A 20,161-nucleotide genomic window follows, 5' to 3' on the forward strand; every position below is an offset into this window, starting at 1 on the left:
GCAAACGGGGTCTCCGTCCGATCGTTCCGACGACTTGTCGGCTTCCTGCTTGAGGTGTGCCGGCGCCGGAGTAATAGTCGCGGCGGAATTGCGAGGAGGAGAAGATGACGCTGAACTTCGACCCGAGGGCGAAGGCCGCGACGCTCTACCATGGCGAATTCCGGCCGATGTTCATCGGCGGCAAATGGGTCGCTGCGCAGTCCGGACAGGAGATGCAGGCGCTCAACCCGGCGACGGGGCAGGTGCTGGCGACGGTGCCGCGCGGAGGCGCCGCCGACATCGACGCGGCGGTGGTGGCTGCGCGCACCGCTTTCGAAGGTCCGTGGTCCGGATTTTCGCCTTACGAACGGCAGTGCGTGCTGCTCAGGATCGCCGATCTCTTCGAGAAGAACTGGGAAGAGCTCTGCGTCTCCGACACCCTCGACATGGGGCTGCCGATCACGCGCACGCTCGCCAACCGGCGCCGGGTCATCGGCATGCTGCGCTTCTATGCCGGGATGGCGACCGCGCTGCATGGCGAATCAATCGACAATTCGATCCCGGGCGAGATCGTCACCTTCACCCGGCGCGAGCCGGTGGGCGTGGTCGGCGCCATCATTCCCTGGAACGCGCCGACCGCCGCGTCGATCTGGAAGATCGCGCCGGCGCTGGCTACTGGCTGCACGATCGTGCTGAAACCTTCCGAGGATGCATCGCTGACGCCGCTTTTGATCGCGCGGCTGATGCAGGAAGCGGGCGTTCCCGACGGCGTTGTCAACATCGTCACCGGAACCGGGGCCGAAGCCGGCGCGCGGCTTGCCGAACATCCCGACGTCAACAAGATCGTCTTCACCGGCTCGACGCTCACCGGCCAGGCGATCGCCCGGGCGGGTGTTGCCAATCTAAAGCGCGTTTCATTAGAACTCGGCGGCAAGTCGCCGCTCATCGTGTGCCGCGACGCCGATATCGACAAGGCCGTTCCGATCGCGGCGATGGCTGTCTTCGTGCATTCGGGCCAGGTCTGCATCGCCGGTTCGCGACTGTTCGTGGCACGCGAAATCCATGACCAGTTCGTGCGCCGGCTCGCCGATTTCGCCGGCAGGCTGCGCATCGGCCACGGCATCGAGGCCGAAACCGAAATGGGGCCGCTCATCAATGCGCGGCAGGCCGGCAAGGTTGAGGGTTACATCAAGGCGGGCAGCGAGGAGGGCGCGGAACTGGTCGCCGGCGGATCGCGGCTGACCGGCGGCCTCTATGACGGCGGCAATTTCATCGCCCCAACCGTCTTCGGCGCGGTGTCCGACACGATGACCATAGCGCGCGAAGAGATCTTCGGGCCCGTTATCTCGGCAATGCCCTTCGATACGCTTGACGAAGCCGTCGCCCGCGCCAATGCGACGCCCTATGGGCTGGCCGCCGGCATCTTCACCACCCATCTCGGCACGGCGCACAAGCTTGCCCGCCGGGTCAAGGCGGGTTCCGTCTGGGTCAACATGTACCACGCCATCGACCCCGCCGTGCCGTTCGGCGGCATGAAAATGTCCGGGTATGGCCGCGAGGGCGGCATCGAACATCTGCACGAATATCTGGAGACCAAGTCGGTGTGGATCCAGACCGACTAAGGCTTTTGTCGGTTTGTCAGGCGAGCCGGCCTGCGCCGCCGGTTCTCACGCTGCCGCTCATGCACGCCGGCTGCAAATCAACCGGCGCCCGTTCTCAGGAACTTTTCTTTATCCGGCGATTTTTGGATATAAGATGAAATCCGGTTGGCTAGGAAGGTGTTGTCGATGACGACGAAACGCTTCGCGATCTGCGCTCTCGCCCTTGTGATGGGCTGCGGCATCGTCTCTTCGGCGTCCGCCGGGGCCAGGCACCGCCACCACCAGGGCGAACCCGAACGCTATGTTCCCGCTGACGGCGATATTATTGACATACTGTTCGGCGGCCCGCGCTACTATGACCGGCAGCTTGTCACGACGGCCGCCGGCGCCTGTTCCTACCACCGGGTGGGGCCGGATGCGAATGCGCTGAACAAGATCAACGATCACCATTGCGGAAAATAGCGGGCCGACCGCTCCGCAAGCAGGCTCATGACGCTTCCCATCCGGGAAAGCGGTCCGGCCGCAGCCATGTCTGGGCTGGGCTGCCATTGCCGGAAAACACGGCGTCAACCAGCCAGCGCGCGGTGGCGGGGGCGGCATGCATGCCGATGGAACCCATGCCGCCATGCACGAACAGGCCCTCGACGGCCGTCCTGCCAGCGACCGGCAAGCCATCGGACAGCATCGGGCGGTTGCCGGGATAGACGTTCCTGACCTGCGGCGCGCCGAGGCCCGGCAGCATGCGCAGCGTGCGGCTGGCGATCCGGCTCGCCATGTCAGTGTTGCGGACGAGATCGCGGAAGGCCGGCTGGACGGAGGCGCCAAGCCTGGCATCGCCGCCGCCCATGGGGTTGAGGCAGATGGCTTCCACCGCCGGCTGGTCGTCGCGCTGCGCGGCGACATCGGCAAGGCCGTCGAGCCTCATGCGCCGGCCGAGCTCTTCCTGATCCGGCCAGGTCAATTCCTCGACGATCCAAGGCAGCTCGAAGTCGAGTTTTCCCAACTGGATCAACCAGCCGCGGCCGGCGGTGAAGGGCAGGCCGGGCAGCGGTCCGTCGCCGACGGTGCGGCGCAGAAGGTCCGACATCCACAATCCGTTGGCGATGAAGATGAGATCGGCGGGAACGATCCCCTGGTCGGTCAAGATACCCTGGACCTTGCCGCCCCTGGAGAAGATCTGGGCGACGCGCAGGCCGGTGCGGATCGTCGCGCCGGCCTCACGGGCGGCGTGGGCGAAGGCATGTGTCGCGCCCATGGGTTCCAGCGTCCATGCACGGCCGACGGAATAGGCGCCTGCCACGTTGAAGCCGACACGCGGGTGGTCGCGCGCCAGTTCCTTGCCCGTGATCTTTTCCATCGCCACGCCGGCTTCCCTGTAGCGGTCGGCCACGGCGGCAGTCGCCTCGAAACTCGCCTCGTCTTCGGAAATCAGCAGATGTGCGATGGCGGCGAATTCGAAGGGAACGGGTCCGTCGGCAAGCTCGGCATAGATCGCGACGCTGGCGTCCAGCAGTTCGACGACCTCTTTCTGCGGGCCGGTGAGCAAGGTGCCGGTGTTTCGTCCTGAGGACTCGGCGGCGATCATGCTCTGCTCGAGGATCGTCGTCTTGAGACCGTGGCGGGCCAGTTCATAGGCGAGCGTGCAGCCGGCGATGCCGCCGCCGATGACCACGGCATCCATTGGTGTCTGGACGCGAGTCGAGTTGAAGGACATGGAGCGCAGCCTCCTCCCAATGAAAGCATCTCGTATACTCGTATACGAGATGCTTTTCAAGTATGCCGCCCACGACTGCCGCAAGTGCCGCCCCGATATCGTCTTCGGTCCGAGCCGGGCGCAGGCCAGTCGGCGATTTCCTCAGCAAAGGCGGGTAGCCTATTCAACGACTTGCGGCTGAATCCGCAAGTTCGGCACGAATCTCCGCACCATGTTCGTCGCGTGCCGGACTTTTCGCCGGTGCCTTTGCCGTCCGTTTGGAAAAACGGGGGGCGGAGGCAGCTTGGAGGGCGCCATTCTCGACCAACCAGGAGCCGCGTGCGGCCATGTGCGGATGCAGCGCCGCCTCATGCGGGCTGAGCACAGGCCCGACGCAGGCATCCGTTCCTTCGAACAATTTCATCCACTCGTCTCGGGATTTTTCGGCAAAGATCGCTTCCAGCCGGCTGCCGAGCTCAGGCCAGAGGCCGCGGTCGAACTGAGCGGCGAACTGCGGATCGCCGCCCAGACCAAGCCTGTCGAGGAACAGCGCATAGAATTTCGGCTCGACGCACTGGACGCTGATGAAGCCGCCATCAGACGTGCGGTAGACGCGGCACCAATGCGGTCCGTCCAGAAGACTCCGGCCACGCTCGGCGGCAAGCCCGCCGGATGGTGCGAGCGACATCAACAGGTTCATCATATGGGCCGAGCCGTCGACGATCGCCGCGTCGACGACCGTGCCTTCACCACCGGCGCGGGCGTTCATGATGGCGGCCAGCATGCCGATCACCAGATAGAGCGCGCCGCCGCCTATGTCGCCGACCAGCGTCGGCGGCGCCATTGGCGGCTCGCCCGGCAGGGAAGCATACCAGAGTGCGCCCGACACGCCGGTATAGTTCATGTCGTGGCCGGCGGTGCGGGCGAGCGGGCCTTCCTGCCCCCAGCCGGTCATGCGGCCATAGGCCAGGCGAGGGTTGGCGGCCAGACACACATCTGGACCAAGCCCGAGACGCTCCATCACGCCCGGCCGGAAGCCCTCGATCAGGCCGTCGGCGGTGGCGATCAGGCGCATCAGCACGGCAACGTCCTCGGCATCCCTGAGGTCGAGCGCGATAGAGCGCTTGCCGCGATCGAGCAGCGAGCGCTCGGGAAGGCCCGGCACGGATGCATGCTTGCGGTGGACGACGATCACGTCGGCGCCGAGATCGGCGAGCAGCATGCCGGCAAAGGGCGCCGGCCCCAACGCCTCGATCTCGACGATGCGGATTCCCCTGAGCATCCCACCCTCCACGGCATTCAAACTTTCGGTAAGGCACACTTTTGCTGTCACGCAGGGGCGACGGTGTGTAACCCTGCTCTTTTGGCATTGAAGCACGTGTCGCCGGTATATACGTCAGGGCCATGAAAAAAATCGGTTTCCTGTCATTCGGGCACTGGACGCCCTCGTCGCAATCGCAGGTGCGCTCGGCGTCGGACGCGCTGTTGCAATCCATTGATCTCGCCGTCGCGGCCGAGCAACTCGGCGCTGACGGCGCGTATTTCCGCGTCCACCATTTTGCCCGACAGCTCGCCTCGCCATTTCCGCTGCTGGCGGCGGTCGGCGCCAAGACCAGCCACATCGAGATCGGCACGGCGGTCATCGACATGCGCTACGAGAATCCGCTCTACATGGCGGAGGACGCGGGTGCCGCCGACATCATCGCAGGCGGGCGCCTGCAGCTCGGCATCAGCCGGGGCTCGCCCGAACAGGTGATCGATGGCTGGCGCTATTTCGGCTACGCGCCGCAGGAAGGCAAAAGCGACGCCGACATGGCGCGGCATCACGCCGAGGTCTTCCTCGACACGCTGCGCGGCGAGGGCTTCGCCCAGCCCAATCCGCGGCCGATGTTCCCCAATCCCCCCGGGCTGTTGCGGCTCGAACCGCATTCGGAGGGCCTGCGCGAGCGCATCTGGTGGGGTGCCGCCACCAACGCCACTTCGGAGTGGGCGGCGAAGCTGGGCATGAATTTGCAGAGCTCGACCCTCAAATTCGACGAAAGCGGCAAGCCCTTCCATATCCAGCAGGCCGAGCAGATCCGGATCTATCGCGAGGCCTGGAAGGCGGCCGGCCATGAACGCGAACCGCGCGTCTCGGTCAGCCGCAGCATTTTCGCGCTGGTCGACGACCGGGACCGCGCCTATTTCGGGCGCGGCAATGAGGGCCGCGACCAGATCGGCTTCATCGAGGAGAACACGCGGGCAATCTTCGGGCGCAGCTATGCCGCCGAACCGGACGTGCTGATCAAGGAGTTGGCCGAGGACGAGGCGATCGCCGAGGCCGACACGCTGCTGCTCACCGTGCCCAACCAACTCGGCGTCGACTACAACGCCCATGTCATCGAGGCGATCCTGACCCATGTCGCGCCGGCGCTGGGTTGGCGCTGACAGCCGAGCCGTGTAACCATCGCTGCTGCGGACAGTTCAGGAGGTTCACTGCATGGCAAAGAAGGCCTTGATTGCCTGGGGTGGGTGGGAAGGCCATACGCCCCAGCGCAGCGCCACTGTGGTGCGCGACATGCTGGAGCGCAATGGATACACGGTCACGCTCGGCGAGGGCACGGGGATGTTTGCCGATCCGGAGCTGAACTCATTCGATCTCATCGTGCCCGTCATCACCATGTCGAAGATCGAAAAGTCCGAGCTGCAGAATCTGATGCGCGCGGTTCGACAGGGAACGGGACTCGGCGGTTTCCACGGCACGATGGGCGACAGTTTCCGCAACGAGCCGGACTATCAGTTCATGACCGGCGGCCAATGGGTCGCGCATCCCGGCGACATCATCGACTATCGCGTGGTCATCACCAAACCGGACGATCCGATCACGAGAGGCATTAGCGACTTCGCCTACCGGTCGGAGCAGTACTACATGCATGTCGACCCGAGCAACGAGGTGCTGGCGACGACCACCTTCACCGACGAGCATTTCCCGGGCATCGGCGGCGTCGACATGCCGGTTGTCTGGAAGCGAAGATATGGCGCAGGCAAGGTCTTCTACAGTTCGCTCGGACACACGGCGGATGAGTTCGCGATGCCGGAAATGGCTGTCATCGTCGAGCGTGGTTTGCTCTGGGCCGCGCGGGGGTAGCTGCCCACTGAAACCGCGACAGCCTACCAATCGGCGACGCGATCGCCGCCTGTGAATTGCGCGCTCTTGCCGGTGTATTCGAACAGTTCGATCTTCACGCCGTCGGGGTCGCGCAGCCAAGCCTGATAGGTGTCGTCGCAGGCGAGTTTTTTCGCGGTGACCTCCACGCCCCTGGACGCGATATGCGTGATCGCGGCGTCGATATCCTCCACCTCCAGGCAGAAATGGTTGATCTGGTTCGTCTCGCTGAACCGCGCACCCTCTTTGTGAAAAACCTCGATATGGCTGCGGCCGCCGCAATTAAGGTAGAAACCGAAAATCTTTCCGTCGCGCAGGAAATTGAACTGGATATCAATGCCCAGGACATCCTCGTAGAAGCGCCGTGTCTCGTCCAGATCATTGGCGAAGATGCAGACATGGGCGAGTTGTTTGACCTTGATCATGGCTGGCTCCTCATAATTTCGCAGGTTCACATAGCCCGGCGCGAAATTGGCCCGCGTGGGCTCATCGTCATTCAATCCCGCCGGTGACCACATAGGCGCCCGCGCTGCGTCCATCCCGCAGCCGCATCACCGCCGTGACGATCGAGCCGTAGGGGCCGCGCCAGACGCTGTGGATCCGTTGATGCTCCGCGGCCGGGACAAACGCCCGGCCGGTCAAACGCGCGCCGGCTCGCCGCATCGCTACGGCCTCTCCGTTGACATGCACCTTGATGCAAGCGTGCTCCGTCTCGGTTGCGTCGACGGGGAGGTCGAGCGTGATGACGATCTCGTCCTGATCGCCGCTGTCGCGCGTCTCGGCCGCAAGCTTGATTGCGAGCGCGGGCGCCTCGCCATTGCCGGCTTGAGTGGGCCGGCGCGAAAACACGTCATCGGCCAGTTCGGGCGTGCGCGGCGGGCGTGTGCGGCGCCGCGTGGAGCGCTCGTAATCGCCGGCCATGCGCAACAGCCTTTCATCGTCATAGGCCTTGCCGGCGAAGGTCAGGCCGACCGGCATGCCGATGTCGGCCATGGTGCCCATCGGCACGGTAACGGTCGGGATGCCGAAATGCCGCCACACCAGATTGCCGTTGGCGACCCAGGTGCCGTTGCACCAGGCAAGCGCCGCGGAGGCCTCAGTGATGTCGGCATCGGCGGGCCCGACATCGGCGACGGCAGGCAGCACGACGGCATCAAGCCTGTTCGCGTCCAGCCAGTCCTCGAAATCGAGCCGCCGCGTCGCTTCCAGCCCTTTCAGCCCGTCCTCCATCGTCGGAATGGCCCGGAACGGCGTGACGCCTGATTTCGCGCGCTCGACATACTGTGCCAAGTCGAAACCGCCTTCATAACGGTCGGGCAGCGTGCCCGGTGGCTGCGGAAAGATTTTCGGGCCGTCGACCGAAACGAGATCGGGAATGTTCAGATCATCGTTCGCGCGCAAAAAATCATCCCAGGCTGAGATGCAGAGGTCCCAGATCTCGCGATCGGCGAAGTCCGGCGGCACCAGAGCGCGGTCGACCATGGTGCGCGCGCCGGGGCGATCGCGCTCGTAGTTGGAGACGACAGGAAAATCGACCTCCATCACCTCGGCTCCAAGCCGTCTCAGGTCCGCCGCCGCTTGCTCCCAGAGATCAAGCACGGAGGCGCGGGTTTCGATCCGCCGGTCGGCGCCGCTGTCGCGGCCGATATACATTCTGGGTACGCCAAGCCGCATGCCTTTCAGCGACCCCGCTAGCGCCAGATCGGTATAGCGCGGCGGTCGGATTTCGGAACTCTTCGGCAGCGCGATCCAGGGCTGCGCGCGCCAGAAATCGCCCCGCGTCTCGGGATCGTCGGCGACGATCACATCCAGCAATTCGAGCATGTCGGGCACGCTGCGCGTGTGCGGCACGACGACATCCATGGTCGGCACCAGGGGCCAGTTGCCGCGCACCGAAATGACACCGCGCGACGGCGTGTAGGCTACCAGCGCGTTATTGGTGGCCGGCGCACGGCCGGACGACCAGGTCTCCTCCCCAAGCCCGAAGGCGCAGAAGCTCGCCGCCGTAGCGGTGCCAGAGCCGTTCGAGGAGCCGGACGCGAAGGCGGCGGTCAGGTAATCGGCATTGTAAGGGCTTTCGGCGCGGCCATAGACGCCGCGCTGCATGCCGCCATTGGCCATGGGCGGCATGTTGGTGAGGCCGATCAGCACCGCGCCGCCGGCGCGCAGCCGGGCGACGGTGAAGGCGTCCTCGTTGGCGATAAGATGCTCGAAGGCCGGAGAGCCGGCGGCAACAGTCAAGCCAGACACCTTGTAGCTGTCCTTGGCGGTGTAGGGAATGCCATCGAGCGGGCCGAGCGTCTTGCCCTGGCTGCGGCGCCGGTCCGAAGCCGCGGCGTCCTCGAACATATCAGGATTGAGAACCGGCACCGCATCGAGGCTGATGCCGTGCCGGTCGAAATGCGCGATGCGCCTGAGATAAGCACCGACAAGTTCGACGCTGGTGACAAGGCCCTCCTCAAGCGCGCTCCGCAACTGTTCGATCGTCGCTTCGACGATGTGAAAGCTGGCATCCGTCATCTTCTAGCCCCTGGCGGTCGTTTCCAGGCATGGATGAGCGAGGCCGCCGGCTTCGGCAAGGGCCAATCGCGATTGACGGTGGTCCTGGCGGGTCGGGCGCGGTGCCGCGATTGCATATCCCGGTTGGCAAAAAGCGGCTGACCGATGCAACCTCTAATAGAGACGGCGCGTCAGGTGCCCTCTGGAATGGCGAGGTCCGGATCCGGCAACGAGGAGTTGCGCCTCTGGTGTCGTCCTTGGGCAACTATTCGCCAAATAGTGAATATCCGTCCCTCAAGGCGACTTGCAAGCTTAAGCTGAAGCTCGCAGAAGTTGCGGCAGAAGCATGCATTGAAGAAAACTCATGCCGCCGCTCCAGCATGAAAGGGGGGACCAGAATGCCCTGATCCGCGCTGCCATAGGGCGGCTGCTCTCCGAAAAAACCGGGGTTGCCGCCCTTTCAATGAAGGAAAGCATCGAGGAATTGCTGGAGCGAACCGGCGAGACGGTGACCGAGGACAGCCTGCAGGACCTGCTGCTCGAGATGGCCGAGGTCCGTGGAATGACGGTCGTTCTCGACGTTTAGCGAGCCATGCCACCACAGCCCGGGCGTGGCGTGCCGGCTCGCCCCGATCGGCCATCCGGCCTATTTCACCCCAGCAAGTTGCGCGCCGTGCGCATGAAGATCTTCGACCCGATCGGGATCAAGTCGTCGGGGAAATCATAGTCGGGATTGTGCAGGGCAGGGTGGCGCTCGCCGGCGCCGAGGAAGAACATGGCCGACGTCGCGCTGTGGCCGAACAAGCCGAAATCCTCCGAGGCGCGCATCGGCAGGGCTTCTTGCGTGTGCGCGACGCCCTCTTCGTCGAGGGCGCGTTGCAGATGCTCCACTGCGTCCGGCGCGTTGACGCTGGCGACGAAGATCTCGTGGTAGTCCCAGCTTGCGGACAGGCGATGCTGGCCCGCGATCTTCGTGACCAGCACTTCCGCGGCGGCGCACAGATCCGCCATGCGCTCGTCGCGCCTGGTGCGCAGCGTCGCCCAGACCTCGGCGTGGGCGGGCGCGATGCCGAACACGGCTTCGCCCATCTCGGCATGGGTGACGGTGACCATGCCGAAATCGTCGTCGGCGAACGTTCCGTGCCCGAGCGCGGGCAGGGCAGGCATCAACGCGCTGATCGCCGGCATCGGCGAAATTCCGGTCTCGGGCATGGAGGAATGCGCGGTCTTGCCCTCCAGCACGATGCGCATGCCGCGCGAGGCGCAGTTGACCACGCCGGGCTTGAGCCGCACCTCGCCGAACGGCACGCCGGGCAGATTGTGCAGCGAAAAGGCGAAATCGGGCGCGATCTCGCCGAAACGGGGGTCGGCGACGACACCGGCGGCGCCATTGCCGGTTTCTTCCGCCGGCTGGAACATCAGCACGACGCGACCGCTTGCAGGCCGCTCGCGCCCGAGCTGGCGTCCGAGCGCCGCCAGGATCGCGGTGTGTCCGTCATGGCCGCACATATGCGACTTGCCCGGCACGCGCGAGGCATGCGGCACGCCTGACAGTTCCTCGATGGGCAGCGCGTCGAGTTCCGAACGAAACAGGACGGTTGGTCCGTTTTTGCCGCTGTCGTAGACGGCCGCGACACCATGCCCGCCCAATCCGGTCAGCACCTTGTCGGGACCCGTATCGGCGAGGAAGTCGACGACGGCTTTCGCCGTCTTTTCCTCCTCGTTCGAAATTTCCGGCTGCTGGTGCAACTTGCGCCGCCATTCGGTCAGCTCGACGATGTCCCGGTTGGTGAGAGTCATGATTTTGGCCTCCGCTGTATCGCTCACGACGCGCCCGATCGACCGGGCGCGTCGGAAGGATAGCTAGCGGCAAATGGCTGAAACCGCCACCGTCTGGCCTATTGATTTATCTCGGGCTCGACGAGCTTTGCCAGGTTCCGCAGCGACTCCTGCCAGCCGAGATAGCAGGCCTCGACCGGGATGACATCGGGAATGCCGGCCTGGGTGATGTCGATGTCGGTGCCGACAGACACTTTTTTCAGGGTGACGGTCACCTGGATCTCGCCCGGCAGATTGGGGTCGTCGAACCTGTCGGTGTAGCGCAGGCGCTCACCGGGAACGAGTTCGAGATACTCGCCGCCGAAGGCATGGCTGTCGCCGGTGGTGAAGTTGCGGAACGACATCTTGAACGTGCCGCCCACCTTGCCCTCGAAGTGATGAACCGTGCAGGTGAAGCCGTTCGGCGGCAGCCACTTCGCCAGCGCGTCGGCCTCGACGAAGGCGCGATAGACTTTTTCCGGGCTGGTGGTGAGAACACGGTGCAAACGTACGGTGCCGGGCATATCATATCCTTTCATAATGCCTGTTCGATGCCCCAAGGACGAGCGGGGCCCGGCCAGTCCGACACCGGCTCCTGGAATTTTTTCAGAGCCTCGGCCGCGGCCTGCGCGACTGGCCTACGCCAGTTCAGCCCGCTTTGGGACTCGATTTTGCGGCGGCTGGCCCAATCGTCGAAAATGACGAACCGGATAGCCATTATGAGGAGACTGTTTATAACGGTCGCTGAAATCGCTGTGACCAAGGGGAGACGATGCGCTACATACGTCCACTTTCAATCGAAGATGCCGTTGGCCACTTGGCCGGATCGGCCGGAACGGCGGCCATTCTCGCCGGAGGCAGCGACCTGCTGGTGAGGATGAAGGGCGGCTTCATCGAACCCGAACTGATCGTCGACATCAAGGCGATCGCGGCCTTGAGCGAAATCAGGGAAACGGCCGACGGCTTCAGCATCGGTGCGGCGGTGCCCTGCGCGGTGCTGGGAGAGAACGCGGCCCTGAAGAAGGCCTGGCCCGGCGTCGTCGAGGCGGCCAAGCTGATCGGCTCGAAGCAGGTGCAGGGACGCTGCACCATCGTTGGCAATCTGTGCAACGCCTCGCCGGCGGCCGACAGCGTGCCGGCGCTGGTGGCGGCCGGCGCCAGGGCGGTGATCGTCGGGCCCGCGGGCCGGCGCACCATTGCCGTGGAGGCGGTGCCGACCGGACCGGGCAAGACGTCGCTCGCCAAGGGCGAGATCATCGAGGCGATCCTGCTCGACAGCCAAGCGCCGCGCTCGGGCGACGCGTATCTCAGATTCATTCCCCGCACCGAGATGGATATCGCGGTGGTCAGCGCCGGCGTGAACCTGACGCTCGACGAGCAAGGTGTCGTCAAGGCGGCCCGCGTGGCGCTGGGCGCCGCCGCGCCCACGGTGCTTCTGGTGCAGGAGGCCGCCGAGGCCCTCATCGGCAGGACGCTGGACGAAGCCGCGCTCGAGCGGCTCGCCAAGGTCTGCTCCGGGGCCTGCCGGCCCATCGACGACAAGCGGGGCACGATCGAGTTCAGACGGAAAGTCGCAGGCGTGCTGGCCAGGCGGGCAGCCACGTCAGCCTACAAGCGTGCAGGAGGCAAGTGATGGCCGGTGTAGCAGTTTCAACCACAATCAACGGCGACAGCGTCGAATATCTCTGCCAGCCCGACGAGACGCTGCTCGACGTGCTGCGCGACCGGCTCGGGCTGACCGGCGCCAAGGAAGGCTGCGGCACCGGCGACTGCGGCGCCTGCAGCGTCATCCTCGACGACCGGCTGGTGTGCTCGTGCCTGGTGCTGGGCGCGGAGGCGCAAGGGCGCCGCGTGGAGACCGTCGAGGGCATGGCGCATGGCGAGCGGTTGCATCCGCTCCAGCAGAAATTCCTGGAGCACGCCGCGCTGCAATGCGGCGTCTGTACGCCGGGCTTCCTGATCGCGGCGAAGGATCTTCTGGCCAAGAACCCCGACCCGACCGAGGAGGAGATCCGCTTCGGCCTCGCCGGGAATCTCTGCCGCTGCACCGGCTATGACAAGATCGTGCGCGCCGTCCAGGACGCGGCAAGCGTGATGAAGGGAGCCTGACGATGAATTTCGATCCGCGTTTTTCCAATCGCAATTTCGCTTCGGTCGGCACGCGTCCCATCCGTCCCGACGGCGTCGACAAGGTGACCGGCCGCGCCCGCTACGGTGCCGACTTCAACATGGCCGGCCAGCTGGTCGGGCGTGTGCTGCGCAGCCCGCACGCGCACGCCAAAATCAGGAAGATCGACACTTCGAAGGCGGAAAAGCTCGCCGGCGTGAAGGCGGTGATCACCGCGGCCGACCTGCCCGACCTCACCGATGGCGATGCCGCCATGTACGACATCCTCGACAATTGCATGGCGCGCACCAAGGCGCTCTATGACGGCCATGCGGTGGCCGCTGTCGCCGCGATCGACGCCCGCACCGCCAGGCAGGCGCTGAAGCTGATCGAGGTCGACTACGAGGTGCTGCCGCATGTCACCGATGTCGACGAGGCGATGCAGCACCACGCCCCGCTGATCAACGACGCCATCTTCACCGAGGGGCTGGAGGAAAAGCCGGTCAAGCCGTCCAACGTCACCAAGCGCAGCCAGTTCGGCCATGGCGACGTGCATCAGGGCTTTGGCCAGGCCGACTTCATCGTCGAGCGCTCCTTCAAGACCGAGCAGACGCACCAGGGCTATATCGAGCCGCATGCCTGCGTGGCCAATGTCAGCTCCGACGGCACGGCGGACCTGTGGGTCTGCACTCAAGGCCATTTCGTCTACCGCCAGCATTGCGCCCAACTGCTGGGCATGGAAGCCTCGAAGCTGCGCGTCACCTCCTCGGAGATCGGCGGCGGCTTCGGCGGCAAGACCCATGTCTGGGCCGAGCCGGTGGCGCTGGCCCTGTCGCGCAAGGCCGGCCGCCCGGTGAAGCTGGTGATGACCCGCGACGAGGTGTTCCGCGCCTCGGGCCCGACCAGCGCCACCTCGATCGACGTCAAGATCGGCGCCCGCAAGGACGGCACGATCACCGCGGCGGAAGCGACGCTGCGCTACACAAGCGGCCCCTATGCCGGCACCTGGGCCGAGATCGGCGCCATGACGGCGTTTGCCTGTTACCGGCTGGAGAACGTCAAGACCGTCGGCTTCGAAGTGCTGGTCAACCGGCCGAAGACCGCGGCCTACCGCGCGCCGTCGGCGCCGATGGCGGCCTTCGCGGTGGAAAGCGCCGTCGACGAGCTCGCCAAGGAGATCGGCATGGACCCGGTCGACTTCCGCATCAGGAACGCGGCGCAGGAAGGCACGCGATCGTCCTACGGCCCGGTCTATGGCCCCATCGGCATCGGCCCGACGCTGGAGGCGGTGAAGAACCATGCGCACATGAAGGCGCCGCTTGGTAAGAACCAGGGCAGGGGCATGGCCTGCGGCTTCTGGTTCAATTTCGGCGGCCAGACCTGTACCGACCTCAACATCGGCATGGACGGTTCGGTCTCGCTTGCCGTCGGCACGGTCGATGTCGGCGGTTCCCGCGCGTCGCTGTCGCTGGTGGCGGCGGAGGAGCTGGGCATCGATTATTCGCAGGTCAAGGCCGTCGTCGCCGACACGTCCAGCCTCGGCTACAACGACATGACCGACGGCAGTCGCGGCACCTTCTCCTCCTCCATGGCGACCATCTCGGCTGCCCGCAACGCCATCAAGGTGTTGCGGGAGCGCGCCGCGCAGATGTGGGACATTTCCGTCGACGACGTGGTCTGGGAACAGGGCCATGCGGTGGCCAAGGGCGAGAAGCACGGCAATCTCGGCAAGCTGTCGCTGAAGGAGATCGCGGCGCAATCCGGCAAGACCGGCGGGCCGATCGCCGGCCATAGCGAGCTCGTCGCGGACGGCGCCGGCGTCTCTTTCGCCACCCATATCTGCGACATCGAGGTCGATCCCGAGACCGGCTCGACCAGGGTGATCCGCTACACGGTGGTGCAGGATGCCGGTAAGGCGGTGCACCCGACCTATGTCGAGGGCCAGTACCAGGGCGGTGCCGCGCAAGGCATCGGCTGGGCGCTCAACGAGGAGTATATTTACGGCAAGGACGGGCGGCTGCAGAACGCCGGCTTCCTCGACTACCGCATCCCGGTCTGTTCCGACCTGCCGATGATCGACACGCAGATCCTGGAAATCCCCAACCCCAACCACCCTTATGGCGTGCGCGGCGTCGGCGAGACCTCGATCGTGCCGCCGCTGGCGGCAATCGCCAACGCGGTGTCGAACGCCGCCGGCGTGCGCATGACCCACATCCCGATGTCGCCCCCGCGCATCCTGGCGGCGATCGAGGCGGAACGGGAAGGCTAATGGTCGAAGTGACGCTCTGGGGGGCGCTGGGCACCGCCGCCGGGGGCAAGAGCAAGGTCGAGATCGAGGCCAAGGACATAAGGGAGCTGTTCAGGAAACTGGCTGAACAGTATCCCGGGCTTGAACCGCTGATTGACCGAGGAATCGCGGTGGCGATCGACGGGACGATCTACAGGGATACGTGGTCGAAGAAGCTGCCGGAGGACGCGGAGATTTTTTTGCTGCCGAGATTGGCTGGGGGGTAAGCGGGCACCGCTTTGGCCTCAAGGTCCGAACGTCTTGCTGGGGGCCGCCAGCAGACTGCCCGCTCTTGGAGCGGACCAAGGAATTGCTGTCTTTCAAGAAACCACCGACCTCATCACGAGACATCGACGAGCTAACGATGGACCTCAATGCGCTCCTTGTTTCAGCCGTTAATGCAATCTCCCACAGTTGCATTGAATCTTGGCGCTGGTTAAATGCCTCCAGTCTAGGAGAGCTTCTGCTTTGATTTTCACTGTCATTCCGCGATCGGATACCTTCCCCAAGAGCGGTCAGAACGCGGTCTTTCTCAGGATCGACCATTGGAACGACTATTCGTTCATCACTATGTTCGACGTGCTGCTGTTCGACGAACAGGGCACCAGTTTCGAACTGGGCAATGTTAAGATCGGCTTTGTCGGTCAGACCACCAGCATTAGCACGTACTCGACCCTGGACCGCACGTTTGACGAACTGCCTGACACTTACTTCTCCGTCGGCCAGGACGAGAGCTACTACCGCGTTCTGGGGCAGAGCGTATCTCCGGGTCTTCGCGACGCCGTGCTCGATGGGCTTCGGGATGTCGTGATCGCTCAGAGCAACTTCGGACGAGCCTCGGGAGAGGAGGTCTTCCGGGTGTCGCTTCTGCGGTCGATCAGCACGCCCACCATCGAAGGCCAGTTCCGCCGCGTCCTTAATGGCGGGGCACCGCTCGACGATTTCGACTTCGGCTTTAACAGGCCGCAGTCGGAAGAGGTGGCCGGCATTGATCTCGTCTTCAAGGTGATTGCCGGCTCCAAGCCGAGCACCAATGTCCATGCTCTGATCGGCCGGAACGGCGTGGGGAAGACTACGCTTCTGAATGAAATGACCGCGTCGATCATGACGCCTGCTAGCACAGCTGCACGGTTCTACGGCGTCTCAATGTTCGGCAGGACCGAGATCCAGCGCTCCTATTTCAGCAGCCTCATCTCTGTGGCCTTCAGCGCCTTCGATCCCTTCACGCCGCCGCAGGAGCAGTCCGATCCGGAACGCGGCACCTGCTACTACTACGTGGGCCTGAAGGACATAGAGGACGCATCGGGAACGTTATTCAAATCGCTCACCACCATGCGGCAGGAATGCGTGACGAGCTTGACGGAGTGCTTCTCCGATCGGGGCAAGCGAGCTCGCTGGACAGAGGCCATAGCTACGCTTGAGTCCGACGAGAACTTCGCCAGGATGAACCTCAAGGCTCTGGTCGAGCTGTCCGGCGAAGCCCTCAAGGAAAGGGCTGGCCTGCTGGTCAAGAACATGAGCTCCGGGCATGCAATCGTGCTCATGACCATCTCGAGGCTTGTGGCTAAAGTCGAGGAGAAAAGCCTTATCCTGTTGGACGAACCGGAGAGCCATTTGCATCCGCCATTGCTAGCGGCGTTCACTCGGGCTTTGAGCCAGTTGCTGCACAACCGCAACGGCGTCGCGATCATCGCCACTCATTCCCCGGTGGTCTTGCAGGAGGTGCCAAGGTCCTGCGCTTGGGTGATTACTCGTTCGCAATTGTCGATGCGGGCGGATCCCCCGACGGTCGAGACGTTTGGCGAGAACGTTGGCGTCCTCACGCGCGAGGTCTTCGGCCTCGAAGTGGTGAAGTCCGGTTTTCACCGACTACTCACCGAGGATGTCGCCCAGGGCGAAACGTATGACGCGATTGTGGCGGAGTATAACGACCAGCTTGGGATGGAGGCTCGCGGCATCCTCCGAGCAATGATTGCCGATCGCGACGGCAGGGTTCGTCAAGCTTGAGGAAGATCGCCGCTCCAGCCTATGATCCTGTGGTTGTCTTCGACACCTGCGTGGCAGCCATCCCGGATGTCGCGGTCCGTCAAGCGTATGCAGCGAACCGAGCCCATATGGCTCAGGCGGCGCTGGACTTCACTGCCGCCACGGCTACGACGTCGTGGGTAAACTTGCCCCGGGTATTAAGGGGGAACCCTGATAGGATCATCGCGGGCACCCTTACGAAGAAGAACCTCATGGCTCTCTATTCGGAGTATATGGTGGGCGCTTCCGGCACGCCCAGGAAGATATACGACGACCTGCTGTTGACTCCAGGAGGGCTTTGCCCTTTTTGCGGCGGACTTGGGCAAGTGCACACCCTCGATCACTACCTGCCAAAGGCTAATTTCCCGATCTATTCGGTGTCGCCGGCCAACCTGGTGCCATGCTGCCGGGATTGCAACACCGGGAAGGGCACCAGCATTGGCACTCAGCTTTGCGAGCAGACGCTCCATCCTTACCTCGACGACGACAAGTTCTTCACGGACCGCTGGATCTACGCCAGGGCGTCGCGCACAGACCCGATCGTGGTCACCTTCTCCTGCTCTCCGCCCGCCAATTGGGGCCTACTTGACCGGCAGCGCGCTCACCAGCACTTCGTGACCTATGGCCTAGCCTACCGTTTCGCACTGCAGTCCGGTGCCGAAACTGCACGAGTTGTGGGCCTGAGGAGCAACAGCCTGAAGCGACTGACTAACGCCGATTTCAGTGAGTACCTGCTCGAGAGCGCAGGAAGTGCCGGCTTCGATCTCAATGGTTGGAATCGTACGCTTTACGCTGCGCTTGCTAACACACCCTGGTTTTGCCATGCCGATTTTAATGACCCCTGCTGGCATCTCGACTGAGCTGTTGTCGCGCGCCATTGCTGCACAAGCTTCGTGCTATGGGCGCCTCTAAATCTAAGGAAAATCTAAGGACATGATGTCCTAAGCCTGTTTGTTCTCCGGCTCCGCATCATCCACGATGAACTTCGCCCGCGCGTAGACCTCGTCGAATGTCATGACCTCCGGCCACCGGAGGGAGCGCCGGAACAGCTCAAACGACCTGAACTTATCTTTGTTGGTTCCGTTGGAGGCTTGGAACTCCCCAAGGTTGCCGATGATAAGGAAGGATCGCGGTTGGAACTGAAACAGAGTCTCTCCCGTGGGATCGCCGGTTTCTGGATGGGCAGGACGATAGACCTCCGTTAGCTCCTCCAACGCCCTCTGCACTGTGACCTGTATCTGCGACACCGCACCGGCAAGTTCTGCGCTGGGAGCGGACACGCCAGGCCTGTAGGCCCTGACTAGGTCCGTCTCCGACGTTTTGATTTCTACGAAGCAGAGAGAGTTGATGGCCGCGACGGTCTTCATTAGGCCATCCACTTCCTTGCCACGACCGGTAATGTTGTACCCGGCGACCTTGGCCCTTAGCGCACGTCCGTGCAGGCTAGCCAAAGCCACGTACGAGAGACCGTACCCGAATATCCAGGTGTTGCGTTCGAAGAAAGCTTGCCACGCCAGTTCTGGGCCACCATGCTTCTCGGCCTCGGCTGCGCGCAGACCGGGGTCGTCCAACATCTTTCTGAAGTGAGCAAGCTCGCGTTTACGTCGGGCCAACCCAAAGATGTCCTGGGCCTGAACGTCTGTTTCGAGCACCGCGTTGAGGAGGGCGGGATCCTCAAGTAACACCTTGGCAATCTGCTTTTTGTCGAACGTGCTTTGGACCAGCGTCCGATCGGGTATCTTGTTCTTCAGATCGTCCGTGAAAATCATCGTTTCGGCGGAAGTGATGAATTGCAGCAGGTCCTGGATTTCGCTTCCGTAGAGGGAGATGGCAACGTCCTTGTTCGGACCGCCCTTGGCGTTCCATTTCTGCAAGGTGAGGCACGTCACCCGCTGCGGGTTTTCATACACCGTAGCCTTCATCTGGTACCGGCCACTCGGAGGCTCTTGGAGGACTATTTCCTTGCCGAACTTCATGGCGATGACGCCTCCTTTGCCTTCGATTATGCGATGGAAGAAGCGGCGCGGCACGACCGGCCGTCCGAAGATGGTGTCAATTCGTTTGGAATAGTAGGTTCGGTTAGGAACCCGGCTCCAAAAGTAAAACTCGTCGCTGTCTGACATTGCCGTCCCGTTGGCGCCGCGTTGTGCAACAATATACGCGTTTTACTTCACGTGTGTCTTTGTTGGGGCGTAATCCACAGACCGGGTGCCTTACCCAATTTCCCAGTGCCAGGGCTCGCCGACTTCCGCGTTCAAACCCCGTGGGACTGGTCCAACGGACTTGCTACTGAACGCAAGCGACATTGTGAAGCTGGTGTGGGCATAAAGCGGCAGCTTTCAGGAGCTGGCCGTGGATAGTGGATGACCGACATGCGGCGCAAAGCAGCCGTTCAGGATTTGACCTGCTACGCTCTCAACGTCGGCTCCGTATTCACCTCCAGCGCCTCCTCCCCTCATCTTCCTCGCCAAGCACCTCACCCTTCACCGCAAGCGGCCGCCCGATCCAGATTGGGTCGACCAGGTGGTCGCGTTTGGGGTTGGTGGTGTTGGGGTGGACGAGGATGCTCAGGCCGCCGTGGTTCAGCATCAGCCAGGGAACCAGCGTGGCGAAGATCTCGGTGGCGAAGGAGATTTGGTACATGGCCTGCTGATGCGGGCCGACCGGTTCGTCGCGCCAGTTGCCGAGGCGCACGCGGAAGCGTTCGCCGATGCGCTGGCGCAGCCATTCGGCGTGCTGCCGCTCGGCCTCCCCGTCATAGTAGATGTGGGCGTGGTAGCTGGCGATCTCGGCGAGCGGCCTGGGCTGCCCGGCCGGCGTTGAACTGGCTCTGTCCATCCCGATACTCCCTTCGCCTGATGCCTGGCGAAACTCTAGCCGAAGCACGAAGATCTTGTCTGTAGCCGTGATCAGTCGGCGCGTTTCCAGCAGGCTATGACATGGCCCGGCTCGACCGACTTAGCCATGGGTGCGCCGCATGGCGGTGGATGCTCAGGCCGTGCGAGTT

At 63.7% G+C, this 20,161-nt stretch carries 18 protein-coding genes and 1 pseudogene; 11 read left to right on the forward strand and 8 right to left on the reverse strand.

The window, feature by feature from the left end; translation table 11 throughout:
- Positions 1–104: 104 nt before the first annotated feature.
- Together FJ443_RS08810 and FJ443_RS08815 are read left to right on the forward strand one after the other, a co-directional pair.
- Positions 105–1,601 carry an aldehyde dehydrogenase family protein gene (locus tag FJ443_RS08810; RefSeq protein WP_140663529.1) on the forward strand — a complete coding sequence of 499 codons (1,497 nt, stop codon included), beginning with the start codon at positions 105–107 and terminating at the stop codon, positions 1,599–1,601.
- Between the two features lie 165 nt (positions 1,602–1,766).
- Complete coding sequence (locus tag FJ443_RS08815) at positions 1,767–2,042, forward strand: hypothetical protein (RefSeq protein ID WP_140517323.1); 276 nt, start codon at positions 1,767–1,769, stop codon at positions 2,040–2,042.
- 25 nt (positions 2,043–2,067) lie between these two features.
- Here FJ443_RS08815 and FJ443_RS08820 read toward each other — a convergent pair whose 3' ends face one another.
- Positions 2,068–3,294 carry an FAD-dependent oxidoreductase gene (locus FJ443_RS08820; RefSeq protein WP_140663531.1) on the reverse strand — a complete coding sequence of 409 codons (1,227 nt, stop codon included), beginning with the start codon at positions 3,292–3,294 and terminating at the stop codon, positions 2,068–2,070.
- A gap of 163 nt (positions 3,295–3,457) precedes the next feature.
- Complete coding sequence (locus tag FJ443_RS08825; protein WP_140663533.1) at positions 3,458–4,555, reverse strand: CaiB/BaiF CoA-transferase family protein; 1,098 nt, start codon at positions 4,553–4,555, stop codon at positions 3,458–3,460.
- Positions 4,556–4,677: 122 nt separating this feature from the next.
- Here FJ443_RS08825 and FJ443_RS08830 point away from each other — a divergent pair, with 122 nt between their 5' ends.
- Positions 4,678–5,700: an LLM class flavin-dependent oxidoreductase gene (locus FJ443_RS08830; protein WP_140517317.1), complete on the forward strand. Its 1,023-nt coding sequence runs from the start codon at positions 4,678–4,680 to the stop codon at positions 5,698–5,700.
- 52 nt (positions 5,701–5,752) lie between these two features.
- Positions 5,753–6,400 (forward strand): ThuA domain-containing protein, encoded by a 648-nt coding sequence (locus FJ443_RS08835; RefSeq protein ID WP_140663535.1) that lies wholly within the window; start codon positions 5,753–5,755, stop codon positions 6,398–6,400.
- A gap of 23 nt (positions 6,401–6,423) precedes the next feature.
- On the opposite strand, the gene FJ443_RS08840 is transcribed toward FJ443_RS08835, so the two are convergent.
- Both FJ443_RS08840 and FJ443_RS08845 read right to left on the reverse strand, forming a co-directional pair.
- Positions 6,424–6,843, reverse strand: a complete 420-nt coding sequence (locus tag FJ443_RS08840) for a VOC family protein (protein ID WP_140499242.1) — start codon at positions 6,841–6,843, stop codon at positions 6,424–6,426.
- A 67-nt stretch (positions 6,844–6,910) separates the two neighbouring features.
- A complete protein-coding gene (locus tag FJ443_RS08845; RefSeq protein ID WP_140663538.1) occupies positions 6,911–8,938 on the reverse strand; it encodes an amidase in 2,028 nt (675 codons plus the stop codon).
- A 343-nt stretch (positions 8,939–9,281) separates the two neighbouring features.
- Here FJ443_RS08845 and FJ443_RS08850 point away from each other — a divergent pair, with 343 nt between their 5' ends.
- On the forward strand, positions 9,282–9,503 hold the full coding sequence (locus tag FJ443_RS08850; protein ID WP_140663540.1) for a hypothetical protein: 222 nt from the start codon (positions 9,282–9,284) through the stop codon (positions 9,501–9,503).
- 65 nt (positions 9,504–9,568) lie between these two features.
- On the opposite strand, the gene FJ443_RS08855 is transcribed toward FJ443_RS08850, so the two are convergent.
- Complete coding sequence (locus tag FJ443_RS08855; protein WP_140663542.1) at positions 9,569–10,717, reverse strand: amidohydrolase; 1,149 nt, start codon at positions 10,715–10,717, stop codon at positions 9,569–9,571.
- Between the two features lie 98 nt (positions 10,718–10,815).
- Positions 10,816–11,259 (reverse strand): SRPBCC family protein, encoded by a 444-nt coding sequence (locus FJ443_RS08860; RefSeq protein WP_140663544.1) that lies wholly within the window; start codon positions 11,257–11,259, stop codon positions 10,816–10,818.
- Positions 11,260–11,507: 248 nt separating this feature from the next.
- Here FJ443_RS08860 and FJ443_RS08865 point away from each other — a divergent pair, with 248 nt between their 5' ends.
- The 6 genes from FJ443_RS08865 (at position 11,508) to FJ443_RS08890 (ending at position 18,014) form a co-directional block, all read left to right on the forward strand.
- Entirely contained in the window at positions 11,508–12,368 is an 861-nt protein-coding gene (locus FJ443_RS08865) for a xanthine dehydrogenase family protein subunit M (protein WP_140499232.1), read from the forward strand.
- Complete coding sequence (locus FJ443_RS08870) at positions 12,368–12,844, forward strand: (2Fe-2S)-binding protein (protein ID WP_140499230.1); 477 nt, start codon at positions 12,368–12,370, stop codon at positions 12,842–12,844. The genes FJ443_RS08865 and FJ443_RS08870 overlap by 1 nt, the downstream gene beginning before the upstream one ends.
- A gap of 2 nt (positions 12,845–12,846) precedes the next feature.
- Complete coding sequence (locus FJ443_RS08875; RefSeq protein ID WP_140663546.1) at positions 12,847–15,111, forward strand: xanthine dehydrogenase family protein molybdopterin-binding subunit; 2,265 nt, start codon at positions 12,847–12,849, stop codon at positions 15,109–15,111.
- Entirely contained in the window at positions 15,111–15,356 is a 246-nt protein-coding gene (locus FJ443_RS08880) for a MoaD/ThiS family protein (protein WP_140663548.1), read from the forward strand. Before FJ443_RS08875 ends, FJ443_RS08880 begins: the two co-directional genes overlap by 1 nt.
- Before the next feature lie 241 nt (positions 15,357–15,597).
- Positions 15,598–17,136, forward strand: coding sequence for an AAA family ATPase (locus tag FJ443_RS08885; RefSeq protein WP_140663550.1), 1,539 nt, complete (start codon positions 15,598–15,600; stop codon positions 17,134–17,136).
- Entirely contained in the window at positions 17,133–18,014 is an 882-nt protein-coding gene (locus FJ443_RS08890; RefSeq protein WP_140663552.1) for a hypothetical protein, read from the forward strand. Before FJ443_RS08885 ends, FJ443_RS08890 begins: the two co-directional genes overlap by 4 nt.
- Positions 18,015–18,095: 81 nt before the next feature.
- Here FJ443_RS08890 and FJ443_RS08895 read toward each other — a convergent pair whose 3' ends face one another.
- On the reverse strand, positions 18,096–19,277 hold the full coding sequence (locus FJ443_RS08895; protein WP_140663554.1) for a Shedu immune nuclease family protein: 1,182 nt from the start codon (positions 19,275–19,277) through the stop codon (positions 18,096–18,098).
- Positions 19,278–19,561: 284 nt separating this feature from the next.
- Positions 19,562–19,992: pseudogene (locus FJ443_RS08900) on the reverse strand (DOPA 4,5-dioxygenase family protein).
- Positions 19,993–20,161: the final 169 nt, after the last annotated feature.

The organism is Mesorhizobium sp. B2-6-1, from assembly GCF_006440475.1.
Classification (GTDB): domain Bacteria; phylum Pseudomonadota; class Alphaproteobacteria; order Rhizobiales; family Rhizobiaceae; genus Mesorhizobium.

Coding starts and splice junctions, on each gene's coding strand:
- FJ443_RS08810 (WP_140663529.1), top strand. CDS start 105: ATGACGCTGAACTTCGACCCGAGGGCGAAGGCCGCGACGCTCTACCAT.
- FJ443_RS08815 (WP_140517323.1), top strand. CDS start 1,767: ATGACGACGAAACGCTTCGCGATCTGCGCTCTCGCCCTTGTGATGGGC.
- FJ443_RS08820 (WP_140663531.1), bottom strand. CDS start 3,294: ATGTCCTTCAACTCGACTCGCGTCCAGACACCAATGGATGCCGTGGTC.
- FJ443_RS08825 (WP_140663533.1), bottom strand. CDS start 4,555: ATGCTCAGGGGAATCCGCATCGTCGAGATCGAGGCGTTGGGGCCGGCG.
- FJ443_RS08830 (WP_140517317.1), top strand. CDS start 4,678: ATGAAAAAAATCGGTTTCCTGTCATTCGGGCACTGGACGCCCTCGTCG.
- FJ443_RS08835 (WP_140663535.1), top strand. CDS start 5,753: ATGGCAAAGAAGGCCTTGATTGCCTGGGGTGGGTGGGAAGGCCATACG.
- FJ443_RS08840 (WP_140499242.1), bottom strand. CDS start 6,843: ATGATCAAGGTCAAACAACTCGCCCATGTCTGCATCTTCGCCAATGAT.
- FJ443_RS08845 (WP_140663538.1), bottom strand. CDS start 8,938: ATGACGGATGCCAGCTTTCACATCGTCGAAGCGACGATCGAACAGTTG.
- FJ443_RS08850 (WP_140663540.1), top strand. CDS start 9,282: ATGCCGCCGCTCCAGCATGAAAGGGGGGACCAGAATGCCCTGATCCGC.
- FJ443_RS08855 (WP_140663542.1), bottom strand. CDS start 10,717: ATGACTCTCACCAACCGGGACATCGTCGAGCTGACCGAATGGCGGCGC.
- FJ443_RS08860 (WP_140663544.1), bottom strand. CDS start 11,259: ATGCCCGGCACCGTACGTTTGCACCGTGTTCTCACCACCAGCCCGGAA.
- FJ443_RS08865 (WP_140499232.1), top strand. CDS start 11,508: ATGCGCTACATACGTCCACTTTCAATCGAAGATGCCGTTGGCCACTTG.
- FJ443_RS08870 (WP_140499230.1), top strand. CDS start 12,368: ATGGCCGGTGTAGCAGTTTCAACCACAATCAACGGCGACAGCGTCGAA.
- FJ443_RS08875 (WP_140663546.1), top strand. CDS start 12,847: ATGAATTTCGATCCGCGTTTTTCCAATCGCAATTTCGCTTCGGTCGGC.
- FJ443_RS08880 (WP_140663548.1), top strand. CDS start 15,111: ATGGTCGAAGTGACGCTCTGGGGGGCGCTGGGCACCGCCGCCGGGGGC.
- FJ443_RS08895 (WP_140663554.1), bottom strand. CDS start 19,277: ATGTCAGACAGCGACGAGTTTTACTTTTGGAGCCGGGTTCCTAACCGA.